Here is a 19,091-nt window from a genome sequence, read left to right on the forward strand (position 1 = left end):
CCCGGCCGCGCCGCCTCCACGCAAGGCGGCGCGGCCGGCGTGATTGTTCTGTGGAACGTGAGTGTTACTGAGTGTGTCTAGACTCTCAGAACCCACCAAGAGTAAGCAGCCATGACTTCAGCCTATTACACCGGTGAGGAGCGTAGTAAACGCATCTTTGCCATTGTCGGTGCGTCCTCGGGCAACCTGGTCGAATGGTTCGACTTTTACGTCTATGCCTTCTGCGCCATCTATTTCGCCCCGGCCTTTTTCCCCTCCGACGATCCGACGGTACAGTTGCTCAACACCGCCGGGGTGTTCGCCGCCGGCTTTCTGATGCGACCGATTGGTGGCTGGCTGTTCGGCCGCGTTGCCGACCGTCACGGCCGCAAGAACTCGATGATGATCTCGGTGCTGATGATGTGCGCCGGATCGCTGGTCATCGCCTGCCTGCCCACCTATGCCTCGATCGGCGCCTGGGCGCCGGCGCTGCTGTTGCTGGCGCGGCTGTTCCAGGGCCTGTCGGTGGGCGGTGAGTATGGCACTACCGCCACCTACATGAGTGAAGTGGCGCTGCGCGGCCAGCGCGGTTTTTTTGCCTCGTTCCAGTACGTGACCCTGATCGGCGGGCAGTTGCTGGCGGTGCTGGTGGTAGTGATTCTTCAGCAGTTGCTTAGTGAAGACGAACTGCGCGCCTGGGGCTGGCGCATCCCGTTTGTGGTCGGTGCGATTGCTGCGCTGATCTCGTTGTTTCTGCGCCGCTCGCTGGAAGAAACCAGCAGCGCCGAAACCCGCAACGACAAGGACGCCGGCAGCATCGCCGGGCTGTTTCGCAACCACAAGGCGGCGTTCATCACCGTGCTTGGCTACACCGCCGGCGGCTCGCTGATCTTCTACACCTTCACCACTTACATGCAGAAGTACCTGGTCAACACCGCCGGCATGAGCGCCAAGACCGCAAGCTTCATCATGACCGGCGCATTGTTTTTGTACATGTGCATGCAGCCGTTGTTCGGCATGCTCTCGGACCGTATCGGCCGGCGTAATTCGATGCTGCTGTTCGGCGCGTTGGGCACGCTGTTCACCGTGCCGATCCTGCTGGCGCTGAAAACCGTCACCAGCCCGTTCCTGGCCTTCGTGCTGATTACCCTGGCGCTGTGCATCGTCAGCTTCTACACCTCGATCAGCGGTCTGGTCAAAGCCGAAATGTTCCCGCCGCAGGTACGCGCCCTGGGCGTCGGCCTGGCGTATGCGGTGGCCAACGCGCTGTTTGGCGGCTCGGCCGAGTACGTCGCCTTGGGGCTGAAATCCATGGGCATGGAAAACACCTTTTACTGGTACGTTACGGCGATGATGGCGATTGCCTTCCTGTTCAGCCTGCGCTTGCCGAAGCAGGCTGCGTACCTGCACCACGACCATTGACCTGTTCAAGGACCTGCCAATGAACCCGCGTCCGGGCAATCAGCTGTTCGATGCCTATTTCACCGCGCAGGGAATGCGCGAGATTTTCTCTGACCGTGGCCGGGTGCAGGGCATGCTTGATTTCGAAGCGGCCCTGGCCCGTGCCGAAGCGGCCACTGGGGTAATCCCCCAGGTGGCGGTGGCGGCGATCGAAACCGCCTGTCATGCCGAACGCTATGACTTTGCCGCGCTGGCCGAGGCGATTGCCGTGGCCGGCAACTCGGCGATCCCGCTGGTCAAGGCGCTGGGCAAGGTGATTGCCAGTGGCGTACCGGAGGCCGAGCGTTATGTGCACCTGGGCGCCACCAGCCAGGATGCCATGGACACCGGCCTGGTGTTGCAACTGCGGGCGGCGCTGGCCTTGATCGAGGCCGACCTGGCGCAACTGACCAACGCCCTGGCGCGCCAGGCCGAGATTCACGCCGAGACGCCCCTGGCCGGGCGCACCTGGCTGCAACATGCTACGCCGGTCACCTTGGGCATGAAGATTGCCAGCTGGCTGGGCGCCTTGAATCGCCATCGCCAGCGCCTGCAGGAACTCAAGCCGCGCCTGCTGACCCTGCAGTTTGGCGGCGCCTCCGGGACCCTGGCGGCGTTGGGCGACAAGGCCTTGCCGGTGGCCGAAGCCTTGGCCGCAGATTTGCAGCTGACGCTGCCTGAACAACCCTGGCACACCCAGCGCGACCGTCTGGTGGAGTTCGCGGCGGTGCTCGGCATGATTGCCGGCAGCCTTGGCAAGCTCGGCCGTGACGTCAGCCTGCTGATGCAGACTGAAGCGGCTGAGGTGTTCGAGCCTTCGGCGCCGGGCAAGGGCGGTTCCTCGACCATGCCGCACAAGCGCAACCCGGTCGGCGCTGCGGTGCTGATCGGCGCCGCCACCCGGGTCCCGGGCCTGCTGGCCACGCTGTATGCCGCCATGCCCCAGGAGCACGAGCGCAGCCTCGGCCTGTGGCATGCCGAATGGGAAACCCTGCCGGAGATCTGCTGCCTGGTCTCCGGGGCGCTGCGCCAGGCACAGATCATCGCCGATGGCCTGGAAGTGGACGCCGAGCGCATGCGCCGCAACCTCGACCTGACCCAGGGCCTGGTACTGGCGGAAGCGGTGAGTATCGTCCTGGCCCAGCGCCTGGGCCGTGACCATGCCCACCATCTGCTGGAAACCTGCTGCAAGCGGGCCGTGGCCGAGCAGCGCCATCTGCGCGCCGTGCTGGGCGACGAGCCGCAGGTCAGTGCCGAACTTTCGCCAGACGAGCTCGATCGTCTGCTCGACCCAGCCCACTACCTCGGCCAGGCCCGTGCCTGGGTCGAGCGGGCGCTGGCTGAACATCACCGCGTCAATGCCTGAAGGAGGCTGCAGTGGCACAGGTACAACTCGCCGATGGCGTACTCAACTATCAACTCGAAGGCCCGGAACACCTGCCGGTGCTGGTGCTGTCCAATTCTCTGGGTACCGACCTGCACATGTGGGACACCCAGGTCCCGGCCCTGACCGCGCATTTTCGCGTGCTGCGCTACGACACCCGCGGCCATGGCGGTTCGCTGGTGACCCCGGGGCCGTACAGCATCGAACAACTGGGGCAGGATGTAGTGGCGTTGCTCGATGCCTTGCACATCGAACAGGCGCATTTCTGCGGTCTGTCGATGGGCGGGCTGATCGGCCAGTGGCTGGGGATCAACGCCGGCGAGCGGCTGAACCGCCTGATCGTGTGCAACACCGCGGCCAAGATCGGCGCGCCGGACACCTGGAACCCGCGCATCGAGCTGGTATTGCGTGATCGTCAAGACGCGATGGTCGGCTTGCGTGATGCCTCGATCGAGCGCTGGTTCACCAAAACCTATGCCGAGGGCAATCCCGACCAGGCCAAGCGGATTACCGATATGCTCGCCGCCACCTCGCCTGAAGGCTATGCGGCCAACTGCGGGGCGGTGCGCGATGCTGATTTTCGTGAGCAACTGGGCCAGATCAAGGTTCCGCTGCTGGTGATCTCCGGCAGCCACGACGCGGTGACGCCGCCGGCCGGTGGGCGTTTCATCCAGGAGAACGTGGCGGGCGCGCAGTACGCCGAATTCCACGCTGCGCACCTTTCCAACGTCGAAGTCGGTGCGCCGTTCAGCCGCCGGGTAATTGATTTTCTGCTGGGCCGAGAGGGCTGACCATGGACGAGAAACAACGTTATGACGCCGGCATGCAAGTGCGCCGCGCGGTGCTCGGCGATGCCCATGTCGACCGTAGCCTGAGCAACCTGAGCGAGTTCAACAGCGAGTTCCAGGAAATGATCACCCGCCACGCCTGGGGTGACATCTGGACCCGCCCGGGCCTGCCGCGGCATACCCGCAGCCTGATCACCATTGCCATGCTGATTGGCATGAACCGCAACGAGGAGCTGAAGTTGCACCTGCGCGCGGCGGCCAACAATGGCGTGACCCGTGAGGAGATCAAGGAAGTGCTGATGCAGAGCGCGATCTACTGCGGCATTCCGGCGGCCAATGCCACCTTCCACCTGGCCGAGTCGGTGTGGGATGAGTTGGGGGTTGAGTCCAGGGGCTGACCCTCAGGGCCTCATCGCGGGGCAAGCCCGCTCCAACAGGTTTGGTGTAAGAGCAGGGCTGCAAAGCAGCCCCGCTCAGACCGCTGCCTTCTTCTGCCGAACCGCCACCGGCCCGACATTTTCCTCGATGGCCTTCTTCAGCTCCGGGCGCAACCCCAGCAAGAACCCCAGCTCCACCACCACGAACAACGGCCCGATGATCAAGCCCATCAGATCATCGACAAACGCCGGCTTGCGGCCTTCATAGTGGTGGCCGACAAACTGGATCACCCAGCCGATCACGAACAACACCAGCCCGGCACTCAGCCAGACCAGGGTGCTTTGCACCGCCAGCGCCTGCCCGGCCCACAGGCACAAGCCCAGCAACAACGCCATCAGCAGGCCCAGGCGTTGGTCCAGGCGCAGGTAGAACCAGCCGGTAACCAGCGCCACCAGCAGTGCTGGCGACAGCCAGACGCCAGCTAGTTCGGTGCCTGGGCGTGACAGCAAAACCGTTACCGCCAGCACGATCAGCGGTATGCCGATGAAGTGGGTGGCGATGTTGCGCGGGTCGCGGTGGTAGGCGGCGTATTGACTCAGGTGTTCGACCAGGTTTTTCATTGTTGTACCTCCTGTAGGTGACGTGAGCATGTCCTACAGATATCCACCTGTCTGTCGGCTAGCCGACAGAGTTCAGCTTCGAGGCGCTATGCGCGAAACCCTGCTGCAAGGTCACTGGTTCCAGGCATTGCCTCCCAGCTTTCAGGATAGCCTGCTGGCACTGGCCCGGCCGCGTCAGCTGGCGGCCGGGCAATACCTGTTCCAGCGCGGCGATGCGCCGTGCGGGCTGTATGCGGTGCTCGACGGGGCGATGCGCGTGGGCGCGGTGGCCACCGATGGCAAGGAGGCGCTGCTGACCCTGATCGAAGCGCCGCACTGGTTCGGCGAGATCAGCCTGTTCGACGGCCAGCCGCGCACCCACGACGCCCAGGCCGAAGGACTGACCCAGTTGCTGTGGATCCCCCAGGCGCCGCTGTTGAAGTTGCTCGATCAACAGCCCCGGCACTGGCGCGACGTGGCCTTGTTGATGAGCCATAAACTGCGCGTGGTGTTTGTTGCGCTGGAGCAGCAGAGCCTGCTGGCCGCCGCACCGAGGGTGGCCCACAGGCTGTTGCAGATCGCCGCCGGCTATGGCGAGTTGCTTGGCAGCCGGCGCGTGCTGCAACTGTCCCAGGAGCAACTGGCGCTGATGCTCTCGCTGTCGCGCCAGACCACCAACCAGATCCTCAAGTCGCTGCAGCAGGAAGGCGCCTTGCGCCTGGGCTATGGCGAGATCGAGATCCTCGACCCGGCACGCCTGCAGGCCCTGGCTAGTCCGGCTGGAACGGCGACTGACTGAGGATCACTCCGGTCTCCTCGACATACTTCTGCCATTCGCCCAGCAGCGCCTGCAGCTTCGCCGGTTGTACTGCGGCCAGGTCGTTGATTTCGCCCGGGTCGCTGGCCAGGTCGTACAACTGCCAGGTGGCCGGGCCGACCGGGCCGGGAATGTACAGCGCTTTCCAATGGCCCTGGCGAATGGCCCGGCGGCCGAACAGCTCCCAGCCGGTGACGGTGTTTTCGTCGTGCACTTGCTCGGTCTCGCCCGACAGGTAACCCAGCCAGGATTTACCGCGCAGCGGCGCTACCTCACGGCCGCGCCAGCGCTTGCCGGGGTGGCGCACGCCGGCAAGATCGAGCAGGGTCGGGGTGATGTCCATCACCGTGCTGAACTGCTGGCTGATCTGACCCTGGCGTGCCAATGCCGGGTAATGCACCAGCGCCGGTACGCGAATCCCGCCTTCGCTGGTAAAGGCCTTGTACAGCCGCGACGGTGCGGTGGCCGCCTGGGCCCAGTGCGGGCCATACCAAACATAGGAGTTGGCCCGGCCGATGTTGTCCAGGCTGTTGTCATAATGTTGGTCGAGGTAGCTGGCCAGTTGCGGGCCGAACTTGGGGAAGGCCTCGAGCAGCGCACCTTCGGCGCCGTTGTCGGACATGAACAGCACCAGGGTGTTGTCGAGCAGGCCCTGGTTGCGCAGGTAGTCGAGCACCCGGCCGATGTTCCAGTCCATGCGCTCGACCATCGCCGCGTACACCTCCATGGCCCGCGCCGAGCGCTGGCGTTGCTCGTCGCTGAGGCTGTGCCAGTGGTTGTCGACCGGGTGGGCCTGGGTGTCGGCGGCGATCAGGCCGAGCGTGCGCAGTTTTTCCAGGCGCTCCTGGCGCAGCACTTCGGGGCCGGCGTCGTAGCGGCCCTGGTAGCGCGCCACCACTTCGGCCGGCGCCTGCAACGGCCAGTGCGGCGCCGAGAACGGCAGGTAGGCGAAGAACGGCCGGCTCTGGTCGCGCTCCTTCAGGTACTGCAGCAGCTTGTCGCCGAAGGCGTCGGAAGAATAGAAATCCTTGGGCAGTTCGTCGATGAAGGTCTGGTCTTCGATGTACAACGCCGGCGTTGATTTGAGCAGGCCCGGGGTGTGTTCGTCGTAGGTCGGTTCAAAGCCATAGTGGTTGGCCGCGCCCGGCAGCAGGGCGAAGGAGCGCTCGAAGCCGCGGGCCTGGGGCGCCAGCTCGGCGGTCAGGCCCAGGTGCCATTTGCCGCTCATCAGGGTCTGGTATCCGGCATCGCGCAGCAGCTCCGGCAAGGCCACCACGCGGTCGTTGAGGTAGCCTTCGTAGCCCGGCTTGCCGATCAGCTCCGGGGTCAGCGCCTCGGCCATGGTGCCGATGCCGGCGATATGGTGATCGGTGCCGGTGAGCAGCATCGAGCGGGTGGGCGAGCAGGTCGGCGCGGTATGAAAGTCGGTCAGGCGCAGGCCGGCGGTGGCCAGCGCGTCGAGGTTCGGCGTGGCGATTTCGCCGCCGAAGGCGCCGATATCGGAGAAACCCAGGTCGTCGGCAACGATGACCAGAAAGTTGGGGCGTTGGCTCATGGTCGGTTCTCAGTAGGCAAGGTAGGTCAAGGGCAGGTCGCGGATCTGTTCCTGCGCCGGTGGCAGGTAGCGCGCGTCGGCGGTCAGTTCGTGCAGCAGGTCTTCGCGCAGGCGGTGGAAGGCCAGGCTTGCGCGTTGGCGCGGGTGCGCCAGGTCGATCTCGACAATGCGCTTGATCCGCCCCGGGCGCGGCTCCAGCACCACCACGCGGTCGGCAAGAAACAGCGCTTCCTCGACATCGTGGGTCACCAGCAGGGTGGTGATGCGCGCGCGCTCGCGAATCGCCAGCAGCTCGTCCTGCATCTGCTGGCGGGTCAGCGCGTCGAGGGCGCCGAAGGGTTCATCGAGCAGAAGAATGCGCGGGCTGGCCACCAGGCCGCGGGCAATCGCCACGCGCTGGGCCATGCCACCGGACAGCTGGTGCGGGTAGGCCTGGCTGAAGTCCTCAAGGCCCACCAGGGCGATGTACTGGTTGATGCGTTGCTGGCGCTGCTCGTTGTTCAAGGGGTCGTTGACCAGGCCCAGGGCGATGTTTTGCGAAACGGTTAGCCAGGGGAACAGCCGGTGCTCCTGAAAGACGATGCCGCGTTCGCTGCCGATGCCATCGAGCGGCTTGCCATCGATCAGGATCTGCCCCTGGTAGTCGTTGTCCAGGCCGATCAGCAGGCGCAGCAGGGTGGATTTGCCGCAGCCGCTGGCGCCGACGATGGCGACGAATTCACCGTCGGCGATCTGCAGGTTGAAGTCGCGGATGGCTTCCAGCTCGCCGCCAGCAACGGCGAAGTGTTTGCCGACCTGATTGAAACTGACCAGGGCAGGGGCGATGGCGTTCATGCTCGTCTCCAGCGCGTGGCGCGCAATTCGAGGTGTTGTCCGAGGGCGCCCAGCAGGGCGCCGGTGAGGCCGACCAGGAGCATCCCGGCCATGATGATGTCCATGCGCAGCAGTTGCTGGGCGCCGATCATCAAGCTGCCGATACCGCCGCCCGAAGGCATGAAATACTCGGCGCCGATGGTGCCCAGCCAGGCGTAGATCAGGCTGATGCGCAGGCCGGCGAAAATCCCCGGCGCCGCGCCCGGCAGCACCAGCCGGCGCAAGCGCTGGGGCAGATCGAGGTGCAGTACGCGGGCGGCTTCCTCCAGCTGTGGCGAACGGCTGGCCACCGCCCGCTGGGTGGCAATGAACAGCGGGAAGAACGCCGCCAGGCCAACGAACACCCACTTGGCCAGTTCACCAAGGCCGAACCAGGCGGTCAGCAGCGGCACCCAGGCGAAGATTGCGATCTGCCGCAAGCCGGCCAGGCTGGGCCCGAGCAGGCGTTCGGCAGGCGTCGACAGCCCCAGCCACAGGCCCAGGGCGAAGCCCAGGCCACCGCCGAGCAGCAAACCGCCCAGTGCCCGGCCGACACTGATGGCCAGTGCGCCGCTGAGCGAGCCGTCAAGCAGGCCGTCCCAGGTGGTCTGCAAGACCTGCAGCGGGGCGACCAGGATCTGCGTGTCGACCCAGTCCAGCTGATTGGCCAGTTGCCACAGCACCAGCAGCGCCAACGGTAGCAGCAACGCCTGCAGGCGCTGGCCACCTTGCAAGCGCGACACCCGCAGCTCGGCGCTGGGCGGGTGCGGCCAGTGCACCAGGCGCCGGTCGAGCCAAGCCAAGCCACGGTCCATGACAAAACCCAGCAGGCCGATGACCAGGATGCAGACGAAGACGATATCGAGCATGAACAGCTGCCGGGCCCAGACCATCAGGTAGCCGATGCCTTCACTGGAGGCCAGCAGCTCTACCGCCAGCAATGAAGTCCAGCCTGTGGCCAGGGCCAGGCGCACGCCGGCGAGAAAGGCCGGCAGGGCCGCCGGAAAAATCAGCCGGCTGATCAACAGGTGCGGCGGCAGGCGCAGTACCGTCGCCGCTTCGCGCAGGCGTGGCTGGGCATCGCGCACGCCGACCAGGGTGTGCAGGGTCACCGGGACGATGATCGCCTTGACCAGCACCACCAGCTTGAGCACCTCGCCGATACCGAACAGCACCATGAACAGCGGCACCCAGGCCAGGGTCGGGATCTGCGCCAGGGCATTGAAGGTCGGCAGCACCAGGCGTTCAGCGCGACGGCTGAACCCCAGCCAGGCGCCGAGCAAGGCGCCACTGGCAACCCCCAGCAGCAGGCCCAGGGCCAGGCGTTGCAGGCTGATCGCCAGGTGTGTCCACAGCTCGCCCTGGGCCAGTTCCAGGCCGCTCTGCCAGACCAGGCTCGGCGCTGGCAGTATCTGTTCGCTCATCCACTGGTTGCGACTGGCCAGCCACCACAGGGCGGCCAATGACAGCGGCAGATACCAGGCTTGCAGGCGGCGCAGGGGCAGGCCGCCGAACCGTCGCGTCCGGCCTGGGGGGCTTGCCAGTGGCAGGCTGGAAAGTGAAGCTCGGGCCATGGAAAACCTCCGCACATTGGCTATTTGCTTATTCTTAAATTGAATTATTCGGTGAGTTTCAATGCGTTTAGGTGATAAGAACCTGCATTTAAAGCCGCTGCCATAACCCGCAGCCAATGCATTCGAAGCATATTTTTCTTGTGTCTGATGCATGGCACGCTGCAAGGCACGTGCTGCGGTATTTATGCTTACAGGTTATTAAAATGTAATTTATTAGTATTTATTTAATGGTTCGGGTTGTCGGTAGCGTGGGCGCACCATTACCAGGAGTCGCGTGCCATGAACCTGTCGATCAACCGTGTGTTCAACCTGTTTGCCGTTCCCGCCCTGGCCGCGGTGGTCGGCTGGCTGCCGCCGCTGGCCCTGGCTGGCGAGGTCAAGGAAATCCGCATCGCCGTGCCTGACCTGAGCGCCGGCACCCAGCATTCCGGTGGCGGTGTGACCGACGTGCTGCGCGACCAGCAACTGCTGGAAAAAGCCTTCGCCGCCGATGGCATCCACATCCAGTGGAACTACTTCAAGGGCGCCGGTCCGGTGATCAACGAGGCCTTTGCCAACGGCCAGGTCGACTTCGCCTACCTTGGCGACCTGGCGGCGATCATCGGCAAGGCCAATGGCCTCGACACCCGCCTGCTGGCCGCCACCGGGCGCGGCATCAAGCACTACCTGGGGGTGGCGCCGGGCAGCAACATCAAGACCCTGCAAGACCTCAAGGGCAAGCGCGTGGCGGTGTTCCGCGGCACCGCCACCCAGCTGTCGTTCGACGCCGCCCTGGCCAGCCAGGGCCTGAGCGAGAAGGACCTGAAGGTCATCAACCTGGATTTCAACGCGGCGATTGCCGCCCTGGCCGCCAGGCAGATCGACGCCACTTGGGGCTCGACCGGCATCAGCGCCCTCAAGCAACGCGGCCTGGCCGAGCTGCCGTTGAATACCCGCGACCTGGGCGGCGCCGGCAATGTCCAGGCGGTGCTGGTGGGCTCCGGGCGCTTTGTCGACGAGCATCCCGAACTGGTGGAAAAACTGCTGGCCGCCCAGCAGCAGGCCGTGCACTGGCTGACCCAGGACGACAACAAGGACGCTTATATCCAGCTGGTTTCGGGGCTGGCCAGCTACCCGCCGGCGATCCTCCAGCAAGACTTGCAGGATGAGCAACTGAGCAAGATCTTCCCCTCGACCCTGGATGCCGACTTCCTGAGCAAATTGCAGGCGTCAGTGGACCTGGCCGCCGAGCAGCGGCTGATCCGCAAAGGGTTCAAGGTCGATCAGTGGCTGGCACCGCAGGCTATCCGGCCAGCACCTGCACCTCTGGCTGCCGATCGAGGCTGACCAGGGTTTCGATCATTGCCCGGGCGGCGGGCGAGAGGCGGTATCCGCTGCGGCTGACGATGCCGCAGCGGGCGTTGAGGCTATCAAGGTTGGCCGGCAGGTTGCGCCAGTGCAGGCGCACCAGGCGGCCGTGGTCGATGTCCTCGGCAAAGGCTTCTTCGGTGCCGATGCCAATGGCATCGGTACCCAGCACGATTTTCACCAGGGTCGGCAGGTGCTCGGTTTGCACCTGTGGGGCGAAGTCGGTCTTGCCGCTGAGGTTGGCCAGCAGCTTGCGCACCCCCGGCGGGATCAGGGTGGTGGCCAGCGGGTAGTCGAACATGTCGTTGGTCGACAGGCTGTCCTTGGCCAGCAGCGGGTGCCCCGGGCGGCAGAAGAACAGGCCGCGGCGCGGGCTCAGCGCTTGGGTCTGGAAGTTCGGGTCGGCCTCGAAGTGGCGGATATCGGCGACGAAGAATTCGATCTCTTCACGGTTTAGCGCGCGGCTGAGTTTTTCCCAGTTATCCACGTCGAAGCAGGTGCGCACCTTAGGGTGGGCGGCGAGAAAGCGCGCCACCGCCTGCGGCACCAGGTGCACTGCCGGCGCCGGGCCGCAGCCAAAGCGCAGCTCGCCGGCATCGAGCTTGGTCATCTGCTGCACCTCGCTGTTGAGCTGAGCCGCGCCTTGCACCAGGCGCAGGGCGTGTTGCAGCACCACCTGGCCTTCGGGGGTGGGGCGCAGGTCCTTGTTGCCGCGATCGATCAGCACGCAGCCAAACTCTTGTTCCAGGCCCTGGATGCTGCGGCTGAAAGCCGGTTGGGTGATGCCCATGGCATCGGCGGCGCGGACAAAACTGCGGTGTTCGGTGAGGGCGATGAAGTAACGCAGTTGGCGAAGATCCATATGCTTTCCCGGCATTCCAAAAATACGGCGAAGGTATTTGCCGCCGCGCAGGCTCAGGTTTTAAATGCAAGCTCTTATTCCGTCAATGAAGCATCTGCTTATTTGTTAGAGCTTATTTGTATATCAATAGAGCAGAGCTTTCATCGGCACTTAGCGCAACCTAGCCAGATGAGGGTCAAACCATGAGCAATGCCGCACGCGCCGTAGTACCTGTCACCCATACCCTGGAGATTCACCCGGTGGCCGGGCGCATCGGTGCCGAGATTCGTGGCGTCCAGTTGAGCGCCGACCTTGAACCGGCCGTGATCGAGGCCATCCAGGCTGCGCTGGTGCAGTACAAGGTGGTGTTCTTCCGCGCCCAGACCCACCTTGATGACCAGGGGCAGGAGGCCTTCGCGCACCTGCTCGGCGAGCCGATCGCCCACCCGACCGTGCCGGTGCGCGAAGGCACCCGCTACCTGCTTGAGCTTGATGGTGGCGAAGGGCGCCGGGCCAATTCCTGGCACACCGACGTGACTTTCGTCGATGCCTACCCCAAGGCGTCGATCCTGCGCTCGGTGGTGGCACCTGAATCCGGCGGCGATACCGTCTGGGCTAACACCGCCACGGCTTACCAGGACCTTTCCGCTGAGCTGCAGGCCTTGGCGGACCAGCTCTGGGCGGTGCACAGCAACGAGTACGACTACGCCGCCGCCAAACCCAACGTGAGCCTTGAGCAGCTGGAAAACTACCGCAAGGTCTTCACCTCGACGGTGTACGAAACCGAGCATCCAGTAGTGCGCGTGCACCCGGTCAGCGGCGAGAAAAACCTGCTGCTGGGGCACTTCGTCAAACGCATCAAGGGCTACTCGCAGAGCGACTCCGCGCACTTGTTCAACCTGCTGCAAAGCCATGTCACCCGGTTGGAAAACACCGTACGCTGGCGCTGGCAGGCCGGTGACGTAGCGATCTGGGACAACCGCGCGACCCAGCATTACGCAGTGGACGACTATGGCACCCAGGGCCGGGTGGTGCGCCGGGTGACTTTGCAGGGCGATGTGCCGGTGGGGGTTGCCGGGCAGCGCAGCCGCACGACTCGCGGGGCTTGAAGCCATCGCGGGTCAAGTCGAGTCGTCGCACCGCCGCTCCCACAGGTGTCCCAAATACCTGTGGGAACTGGCGTAGCAGCAGATTCAGAGAATACCGATCGGATAACTGATGATCAGCCGGTTCTCGTCAAAGGCGTTGGTGCTGTAGTCCCGGCGCATGGTCGAGTTGCGCCATTTCAGCGACAGGCTCTTCAAGGTCCCGGACTGGATTACATAAGCCAGCTCCGATTCCCGCGCCCATTCCTTGCCATCGGTGATGGCGCCGGTATGCACGTTGTCGCCGCTGATGTAGCGGTTCATCAGGGTCAGCCCGGGCACGCCGAGGGCGGCGAAGTTGTAGTCGTGACGCAACTGCCAGGAGCGCTCCTGGGCGTTGTCGAAGCTTGAGTTGTAGCTGTCGTTGGCCAGGGTGCCACCACTGGTGCCATTTACCCGCATCCAGGCATCGTCGCCGCTGACTTTCTGCAGGCCGACATAGAAGGTACTGGCGCCGTACTTGGCCGAGAGCATTGCCGAGGCAGTGCGGTTGTCCAGTTTGCCTGCGCGTTCGGCGCCGTCTTCCTTGCCGATGAAGTAGCCGAGGTTGGCGCCCAGGGTCCAGTCGCCCAGCGGCTGGCTGTGCACCAGGTTGAGGTACTGCTGGTTGTAGATGTCCTTGAGCTCGGCGTTCCACAAACCGATCATCGTGCGCTTGTCGTTGAAGCTGTATTCGCCACCGGCAAAGTTGAAACGGTCGGAGGTGAAGGCCGCGCGGCCGTTCATCGACATGTCTTCCATGCTCGCATCGTTACGCGGGCTGTTGCCGCGAAACTGCCCGGCATACAGGGTCAGGCCGGCGATTTCCTGCGAGGTGAGCTGGCCGCCACGGAAGGTCTGCGGCAGCGAGCGGCCGTCGTCGGAGCGCAGGATCGGCAGCACCGGCATCCATTCGCCAACCTTAAGCTCAGTGTTGGAGATCTTCGCCTTCAGCGCCACCCCCAGGCGGCCGAAGTCGTCGGCCGGGCGGCCATCATCGTGCACCGGCAGCAGGTGGGTACCCGCTGTGCCCTTGCCGCCATCGAGCTTGACCGAGTACAGGCCCAATACATCCACGCCAAAACCGACCAGGCCCTGAGTAAAGCCGGAGCGGGCGTCGAGGATGAAACTCTGGGTCCATTCTTCGCCCTTGCCCTGGGGGTTGGCCGGGTCGACGAAGTTGCGGTTGATGTAAAAGTTGCGCAGGTTGAGGCTGGCCTTGGCGTCCTCGACAAAGCCGCCTTCGGCCGCGAGGGCGGGCAGGGCGCAAGTCATGGCCAGCAAGCCGGGAAGCAGGTGTCGTGCGGGTGTGGTCATCGTCAGTTGTCTCTTGTTTTTATGTAAGCCGAAGCCATCCGCTGCGACGCTTGGAGGTCACAGGCCGGGCTACGATCTTTGGGAGTACGCTTTGGAAAAGCTGCGAAGCGATGGTGCGGCGGCGGGCGGGGATGAATCAATTCGTTACGGGCGGAATTGGGCGATAATCGAACGGTAACTGTTTGGTTAATTCCTTGGCCCGGGGTTACAAAAGGCTCTTCATGCAATCCTGAGATCTATGATTTTTGTGGTTGGGTTTGCAAGCTTATCCATTTGATGTGGCGCGGCTGCCGGCCCCTTCCGCCCTTACGGCGGCCTACTTCTTCCCAAGAGAAAAGTAGGCCGCCGTAAAGGCGGAAGGGGCAAGCAGCAGCGCCACAACGAATGGATAAGCTCGCAAACCCACATCTAAACCCTACACCCGGAACTCCCCAAATAACCATAATAAAAAGCCCACCGCCAAGGGTGGGCTCTTCTACAGCACAGGGACTCAGCCTTTCGGCGTCTGGACCGCTGCCTGCTGCTGCGCCTGACCGGTCTGCTCGTACCAGCCGCCACCGAGGGCCTTGTACAGGTTGACCTCGCTGACCAGCTGCGACAGGCGATCGCTGATCAACGACTGCTGGGTGTTGAACAGCTGACGCTGGGCGTCGAGGAAGGTCAGGTTGCTGTCGATACCGATGCGGTAGCGACGCTCGGCCAGGCGGTAGTAGTCCTGGTTGGCGGCAACCAGATCACGCTGGGCCTGCAACTGCTGGTTGAAGGTCTGGCGCGCGGCGAGGCCATCGGAGACTTCCTGGAAGGCGGTCTGGATGGTTTTCTCGTATTTCGCGACGTTGATGTCCTTCTGGATCTTCGAGTAGTCGAGGCTGGCGCGCAGGGCACCGGCGTTGAAGATCGGCAGGTTGATCTGCGGCTGGAACAGCCAGGTGCCCGAACCACCCTTGAACAGGCCGCCCATGTCCGGGCTCAGGGTGCCGGCATTGGCGGTCAGGCTGATGCTCGGGAAGAACGCTGCGCGGGCGGCGCCAATGTTGGCATTGGCGGCCTTGAGCAGGTGTTCGGCTTCCTGGATGTCTGGCCGGCGTTGCAGCAGGTCGGACGGCAGGCCCGCCGGCACTTCGGCCAGCAGGTCGCTGTCGAGCTTCTGCGCGGTCGGCAGGTTGGCCGGCACGCCGGTGCCGAGCAGCACGGTCAGGCTGTTGAGGTCCTGAGCAACCTGGCGCTGGAACTGCGCCAGCTTGACCCGCGCGCCCTCAACCGAGGTGCGTGCCTGGCTCAGGTCCAGAGCCGAGGCCACCCCCACTTCATTGCTACGCGCGGTCAGCTGATAGCTTTCCTCGTAGGTCTTGAGGGTGTCTTCGGTCAGCTTGAGCAGTGCCTGGTCGGCCTGCCAGGTGAAGTAGGCGTTGGCCACACTGGCCACCAGGCTGATCTGCGTCGAGCGCCGGGCTTCTTCGCTGGACAGGTAGTTCTCCAGCTGTTGTTCGGTCAGGCTGCGCACCCGGCCGAACAGGTCCAGCTCATAGGCGCTGACCCCGAGGGTCGCCGAGTACTGGCTGGTGATGCCCGATTCGCCGGTTTGCGACATGTTCGCCGGCATCCGCTGGCGGCTGCCGCTGCCATTGGCCGAAACCGCCGGGAACAGGTCGGCACGCTGGATGCGGTATTGCGCACGGTAGGCATCGATGTTCAGCGCCGCGACCTTGAGGTCGCGGTTGTTGACCAGCGCGGTCTGGATCAATTGCTGCAGCGCCGGGTCATGGAAGAACTGACGCCAGCCCTGTTCGGCGGCGGCCACCTCGGCCGACTCGGTCGGCGAGTAGGCAGGGCCTTGCGGCCACTGCGCGGCCACCGGCGATTCCGGGGTCTGGTAGTCAGGGATCAGCGAGCAGCCGCCAAGAATGAAAGCGGTTACTGCCAGGGACAACAGGGACTTACTCATTGCCCGGCCTCATAGCGTGGAGTTTCAGGGGTGGCGTCCTCTTCGGGCTTCTTGCTACCGAACAGCGACGACACACTTACGAAGAACAATGGCACCCAGAAGATCGCCAGTACCGTGGCGGTGATCATGCCGCCGATCACCCCGGTACCGATGGCGTGCTGGCTACCCGAGCCTGCACCGCTGGAAATGGCCAACGGTACCACGCCGAGGATGAACGCCAGCGAGGTCATGATGATCGGCCGCAGACGCATCCGGCAGGCTTCGATGGCCGCGTCGATCAGGCTGCGGCCCTGCTCGTGCAGCTCTTTGGCGAACTCGACGATCAGGATCGCGTTCTTCGCCGCCAGGCCGATGGTGGTCAACAGACCCACCTGGAAATACACGTCGTTGGACAACCCGCGAAGGCTGGTGGCCAGCAGCGCACCGATGATCCCCAGCGGTACCACGAGCATGACCGCGATCGGGATCGACCAGCTTTCATACAGCGCTGCCAGACAGAGGAACACCATCAGCAGCGACAGGGCGTACAGCGCTGGCGCCTGGGAGCCGGACAGCCGCTCCTCGTACGACAGGCCCGTCCATGAGTAACCGATACCCGCCGGCAGTTGCGCGGCCAGGCGCTCGACCTCAAGCATGGCTTCACCGGTACTGTAGCCAGGGGCTGGTGCACCGAGGATTTCCATGGCTTCGACACCGTTGTAACGCGACAGCTTCGGTGCACCGTAGATCCACTCGCCCTTGGCGAAGGAGGAGAACGGCACCATCTCGCCGGCGGCGTTGCGCACGAACCACTTCTGCAGGTCTTCCGGGCTCATCCGTGCACCGGCTTCACCCTGGATGTAGACCTTCTTGACCCGACCGCGGTCGATGAAGTCGTTGACGTAGCTGGCACCCAGGGCAATCGACAGGGTGTTGTTGATGTCGGCGATGGTCACGCCCAGGGCACTGGCGCGCTCGTCGTCGACGGTCAGCTGGTACTGCGGTTCATCGTTCAGGCCGTTCGGGCGCACTGCCGAGAGGATCTTGCTTTGCGCAGCCATGCCGAGGAACTGGTTACGCGCCTGCATCAGTTTTTCGTGGCCGACACCGGCACGGTCTTGCAGGAACACGTCGAAACCGGTGGCGTTACCCAGCTCCAGTACTGCAGGCGGGGCAAAGGCGAACACCATCGCGTCGCGGAAGCTGAAGAAATGCTGCTGGGCACGGTTGGCCAGGTTGAACACGTTGTTCTCGGCCGAACGTTCGCCCCATGGCTTGAGCATAATGAAGGCCATGCCCGAGCTCTGGCCGCGACCGGCGAAGTTGAAGCCGTTGACGGTGAACACCGAGGCAACGGTATCGGCTTCCTTGTCGAGCAGGTAGCTGCGCATCTCGTCGATCACCACCTGGGTGCGCTCGGCGCTGGAACCGGCCGGGGTCTGCACCTGGGCAAACAGTACGCCCTGGTCTTCTTCAGGCAGGAACGCCGTCGGAATGCGGGTGAACAGCCAGATCATGCCGACCACGATCAGCAGGTAGGCCAGCAGGTACGGGGCCTTGTGCCGCAGCATGTTGCCGACGCCGCGCTCGTAGCTGCGCACGCTGCGGTCGAAGTTGCGGTTGAACCAGCCGAAGAAGCCGCGCTTGGCAACGTGGTGCTCGCCCTTGGCAATCGGCTTGAGCATGGTCGCGCACAGTGCCGGGGTGAAGATCAGTGCCACCAGTACCGACAGGGCCATGGCCGAGACGATAGTGATGGAGAACTGTTTATAAATCACACCGGTGGAGCCGCCGAAGAAGGCCATGGGCAGCAGTACCGCCGACAGCACCAGGGCGATACCGACCAGGGCGCCCTGGATCTGGCCCATGGACTTCTTGGTCGCTTCCTTGGGTGACAGCCCTTCTTCGGACATTACCCGCTCGACGTTCTCCACCACGACGATGGCATCGTCCACCAGCAAGCCGATGGCCAGTACCATGCCGAACATGGTCAGGGTGTTGATGCTGAAATCGAACGCCGCAAGAATCCCGAACGTACCCAGCAATACCACCGGTACGGTCATGGTGGTGATGATGGTGGCGCGGAAGTTCTGCAGGAACAGGTACATCACCAGGAACACCAGCACGATCGCTTCGATCAGGGTGTGGATTACCCCGCTGATCGACTCGGTCACCACTGGCGTGGTGTCATACGGGAACACCGCCTTCATGCCTTCCGGGAAGAACGGTTCCAGGTCGGTGATGGTCTGGCGCAGGGCCTTGGCGGTATCCAGGGCGTTGGCGCCGGTGGCCAGTTTCACCGCAAGGCCAGAGGCCGGCTTGCCGTTGAACTGGGCGCTGATTGCGTAGTTTTCACCACCCAGGCCGACCTCGGCGACATCGCTCAGGCGCACCTGGGAGCCGTCACGGTTGACCTTGAGCAGGATCTTCTCGAACTGCTCGGCGGTCTGCAGGCGGGTCTTGCCGATGATCGTGGCGTTCAGCTGGGTACCCGGCAGGGCAGGCAGGCCGCCGAGCTGGCCGGAGGACACCTGGACGTTCTGCGCGGCCACGGCGGTACGCACATCGACCGGAGTCAGCTGATACTTGTTCAGCTTGGCCGGATCGAGCCAGATGCGCATGGCGTACTGCGCACCGAATACCTGGAAGTCACCGACACCGGCAGTGCGCGAGATCGGGTCCTGCATGTTGGAGACGATGTAGTTGGCCAGGTCGTCCTTGGACATGCTGCCGTCTTCGGACACCAGGCCGATCACCAGCAGGAAGTTCTTCACCGCCTTGGTCACGCGGATACCCTGTTGCTGCACTTCTTGCGGCAGCAGCGGGGTGGCCAGGTTGAGCTTGTTCTGCACCTGGACCTGCGCGGTATCGGGGTTGGTACCCTGCTCGAAGGTCGCGGTAATGGTCATGCTGCCGTCGGAGTTACTTTCCGACGACACATAACGCAGGTTGTCGATACCGTTGAGCTGCTGCTCGATCACCTGCACCACGGTGTCCTGCACGGTCTGCGCCGAAGCGCCCGGGTAGGTCACGGCGATGGCGATGGCCGGCGGCGCGATGCTCGGGTACTGGTTGATCGGCAACTTGAGGATCGACAAGGCGCCGACCAGCATGATCACCAAGGCGATCACCCAGGCAAAGATCGGGCGATCGATAAAGAATCTCGACATGG

15 protein-coding genes are annotated in these 19,091 nt (G+C 64.0%); 7 read left to right on the top strand and 8 right to left on the bottom strand.

What is annotated here, in order from left to right; genetic code table 11:
• The first annotated feature begins 111 nt into the window (after window positions 1–111).
• From JYG36_RS05985 to pcaC, 4 genes are read left to right on the top strand one after another with little or no spacing between them, the layout of a single operon-like run.
• The gene (locus JYG36_RS05985; protein ID WP_045197475.1) at window positions 112–1,401 is read left to right on the top strand and encodes an MFS family transporter; all 1,290 of its coding nucleotides are present in this window, start codon (window positions 112–114) and stop codon (window positions 1,399–1,401) included.
• Between the two features lie 19 nt (window positions 1,402–1,420).
• Window positions 1,421–2,785, top strand: coding sequence for a 3-carboxy-cis,cis-muconate cycloisomerase (locus JYG36_RS05990; RefSeq protein WP_045197477.1), 1,365 nt, complete (start codon window positions 1,421–1,423; stop codon window positions 2,783–2,785).
• A gap of 11 nt (window positions 2,786–2,796) precedes the next feature.
• Window positions 2,797–3,594 (top strand): 3-oxoadipate enol-lactonase, encoded by a 798-nt coding sequence (gene pcaD / locus JYG36_RS05995; RefSeq protein ID WP_213603363.1) that lies wholly within the window; start codon window positions 2,797–2,799, stop codon window positions 3,592–3,594.
• Window positions 3,595–3,596: 2 nt separating this feature from the next.
• The gene (gene pcaC, locus JYG36_RS06000; RefSeq protein ID WP_045197482.1) at window positions 3,597–3,989 is read left to right on the top strand and encodes a 4-carboxymuconolactone decarboxylase; all 393 of its coding nucleotides are present in this window, start codon (window positions 3,597–3,599) and stop codon (window positions 3,987–3,989) included.
• A 75-nt stretch (window positions 3,990–4,064) separates the two neighbouring features.
• Here pcaC and JYG36_RS06005 read toward each other — a convergent pair whose 3' ends face one another.
• Complete coding sequence (locus JYG36_RS06005) at window positions 4,065–4,589, bottom strand: Mpo1 family 2-hydroxy fatty acid dioxygenase (protein ID WP_045197484.1); 525 nt, start codon at window positions 4,587–4,589, stop codon at window positions 4,065–4,067.
• Window positions 4,590–4,677: 88 nt separating this feature from the next.
• On the opposite strand from JYG36_RS06005, the gene JYG36_RS06010 reads away from it, so the two are divergent.
• Entirely contained in the window at window positions 4,678–5,367 is a 690-nt protein-coding gene (locus JYG36_RS06010; protein WP_045197486.1) for a Crp/Fnr family transcriptional regulator, read from the top strand.
• Here JYG36_RS06010 and JYG36_RS06015 read toward each other — a convergent pair.
• The 3 genes from JYG36_RS06015 to JYG36_RS06025 are packed head-to-tail and all read right to left on the bottom strand — an operon-like array spanning window position 5,339 to window position 9,366.
• The gene (locus tag JYG36_RS06015) at window positions 5,339–6,940 is read right to left on the bottom strand and encodes an arylsulfatase (protein WP_045197488.1); all 1,602 of its coding nucleotides are present in this window, start codon (window positions 6,938–6,940) and stop codon (window positions 5,339–5,341) included. The two genes, JYG36_RS06010 and JYG36_RS06015, sit on opposite strands and share 29 nt — an antisense overlap.
• Before the next feature lie 9 nt (window positions 6,941–6,949).
• Entirely contained in the window at window positions 6,950–7,774 is an 825-nt protein-coding gene (locus JYG36_RS06020) for an ABC transporter ATP-binding protein (RefSeq protein WP_045197491.1), read from the bottom strand.
• Complete coding sequence (locus JYG36_RS06025; RefSeq protein ID WP_213603365.1) at window positions 7,771–9,366, bottom strand: ABC transporter permease; 1,596 nt, start codon at window positions 9,364–9,366, stop codon at window positions 7,771–7,773. The genes JYG36_RS06020 and JYG36_RS06025 overlap by 4 nt, the downstream gene beginning before the upstream one ends.
• A 279-nt stretch (window positions 9,367–9,645) precedes the next feature.
• On the opposite strand from JYG36_RS06025, the gene JYG36_RS06030 reads away from it, so the two are divergent.
• The gene (locus JYG36_RS06030) at window positions 9,646–10,692 is read left to right on the top strand and encodes an ABC transporter substrate-binding protein (RefSeq protein ID WP_093379938.1); all 1,047 of its coding nucleotides are present in this window, start codon (window positions 9,646–9,648) and stop codon (window positions 10,690–10,692) included.
• Here JYG36_RS06030 and JYG36_RS06035 read toward each other — a convergent pair.
• Window positions 10,649–11,575, bottom strand: a complete 927-nt coding sequence (locus JYG36_RS06035; RefSeq protein ID WP_093379941.1) for a LysR family transcriptional regulator — start codon at window positions 11,573–11,575, stop codon at window positions 10,649–10,651. The two genes, JYG36_RS06030 and JYG36_RS06035, sit on opposite strands and share 44 nt — an antisense overlap.
• 182 nt (window positions 11,576–11,757) lie before the next feature.
• On the opposite strand from JYG36_RS06035, the gene JYG36_RS06040 reads away from it, so the two are divergent.
• On the top strand, window positions 11,758–12,663 hold the full coding sequence (locus tag JYG36_RS06040) for a TauD/TfdA dioxygenase family protein (RefSeq protein WP_093379944.1): 906 nt from the start codon (window positions 11,758–11,760) through the stop codon (window positions 12,661–12,663).
• Between the two features lie 84 nt (window positions 12,664–12,747).
• Here the strand turns inward: JYG36_RS06040 and JYG36_RS06045 are convergent, their stop codons facing one another.
• The 3 genes from JYG36_RS06045 to JYG36_RS06055 form a co-directional block, all read right to left on the bottom strand.
• On the bottom strand, window positions 12,748–13,995 hold the full coding sequence (locus tag JYG36_RS06045; protein ID WP_371128636.1) for an OprD family porin: 1,248 nt from the start codon (window positions 13,993–13,995) through the stop codon (window positions 12,748–12,750).
• Window positions 13,996–14,485: 490 nt separating this feature from the next.
• On the bottom strand, window positions 14,486–15,940 hold the full coding sequence (locus tag JYG36_RS06050) for an AdeC/AdeK/OprM family multidrug efflux complex outer membrane factor (protein ID WP_045197503.1): 1,455 nt from the start codon (window positions 15,938–15,940) through the stop codon (window positions 14,486–14,488).
• The gene (locus JYG36_RS06055) at window positions 15,937–19,089 is read right to left on the bottom strand and encodes an efflux RND transporter permease subunit (RefSeq protein ID WP_093379949.1); all 3,153 of its coding nucleotides are present in this window, start codon (window positions 19,087–19,089) and stop codon (window positions 15,937–15,939) included. Before JYG36_RS06055 ends, JYG36_RS06050 begins: the two co-directional genes overlap by 4 nt.
• Window positions 19,090–19,091: the final 2 nt, after the last annotated feature.

Source organism: Pseudomonas sp. SORT22, assembly GCF_018417635.1.
In the GTDB taxonomy this organism is placed as follows: Bacteria; Pseudomonadota; Gammaproteobacteria; order Pseudomonadales; family Pseudomonadaceae; genus Aquipseudomonas.

Bases quoted from the DNA above. Each gene is read 5' to 3' on its own strand.
- JYG36_RS06040 (WP_093379944.1), top strand. From the start codon at position 11,758: ATGAGCAATGCCGCACGCGCCGTAGTACCTGTCACCCATACCCTGGAG.
- JYG36_RS06055 (WP_093379949.1), bottom strand. From the start codon at position 19,089: ATGTCGAGATTCTTTATCGATCGCCCGATCTTTGCCTGGGTGATCGCC.
- JYG36_RS05990 (WP_045197477.1), top strand. From the start codon at position 1,421: ATGAACCCGCGTCCGGGCAATCAGCTGTTCGATGCCTATTTCACCGCG.
- JYG36_RS06035 (WP_093379941.1), bottom strand. From the start codon at position 11,575: ATGGATCTTCGCCAACTGCGTTACTTCATCGCCCTCACCGAACACCGC.
- JYG36_RS06030 (WP_093379938.1), top strand. From the start codon at position 9,646: ATGAACCTGTCGATCAACCGTGTGTTCAACCTGTTTGCCGTTCCCGCC.
- JYG36_RS06010 (WP_045197486.1), top strand. From the start codon at position 4,678: ATGCGCGAAACCCTGCTGCAAGGTCACTGGTTCCAGGCATTGCCTCCC.
- pcaC (WP_045197482.1), top strand. From the start codon at position 3,597: ATGGACGAGAAACAACGTTATGACGCCGGCATGCAAGTGCGCCGCGCG.
- JYG36_RS06045 (WP_371128636.1), bottom strand. From the start codon at position 13,995: ATGACCACACCCGCACGACACCTGCTTCCCGGCTTGCTGGCCATGACT.
- JYG36_RS06015 (WP_045197488.1), bottom strand. From the start codon at position 6,940: ATGAGCCAACGCCCCAACTTTCTGGTCATCGTTGCCGACGACCTGGGT.
- JYG36_RS05985 (WP_045197475.1), top strand. From the start codon at position 112: ATGACTTCAGCCTATTACACCGGTGAGGAGCGTAGTAAACGCATCTTT.
- JYG36_RS06050 (WP_045197503.1), bottom strand. From the start codon at position 15,940: ATGAGTAAGTCCCTGTTGTCCCTGGCAGTAACCGCTTTCATTCTTGGC.
- JYG36_RS06025 (WP_213603365.1), bottom strand. From the start codon at position 9,366: ATGGCCCGAGCTTCACTTTCCAGCCTGCCACTGGCAAGCCCCCCAGGC.
- JYG36_RS06005 (WP_045197484.1), bottom strand. From the start codon at position 4,589: ATGAAAAACCTGGTCGAACACCTGAGTCAATACGCCGCCTACCACCGC.
- JYG36_RS06020 (WP_045197491.1), bottom strand. From the start codon at position 7,774: ATGAACGCCATCGCCCCTGCCCTGGTCAGTTTCAATCAGGTCGGCAAA.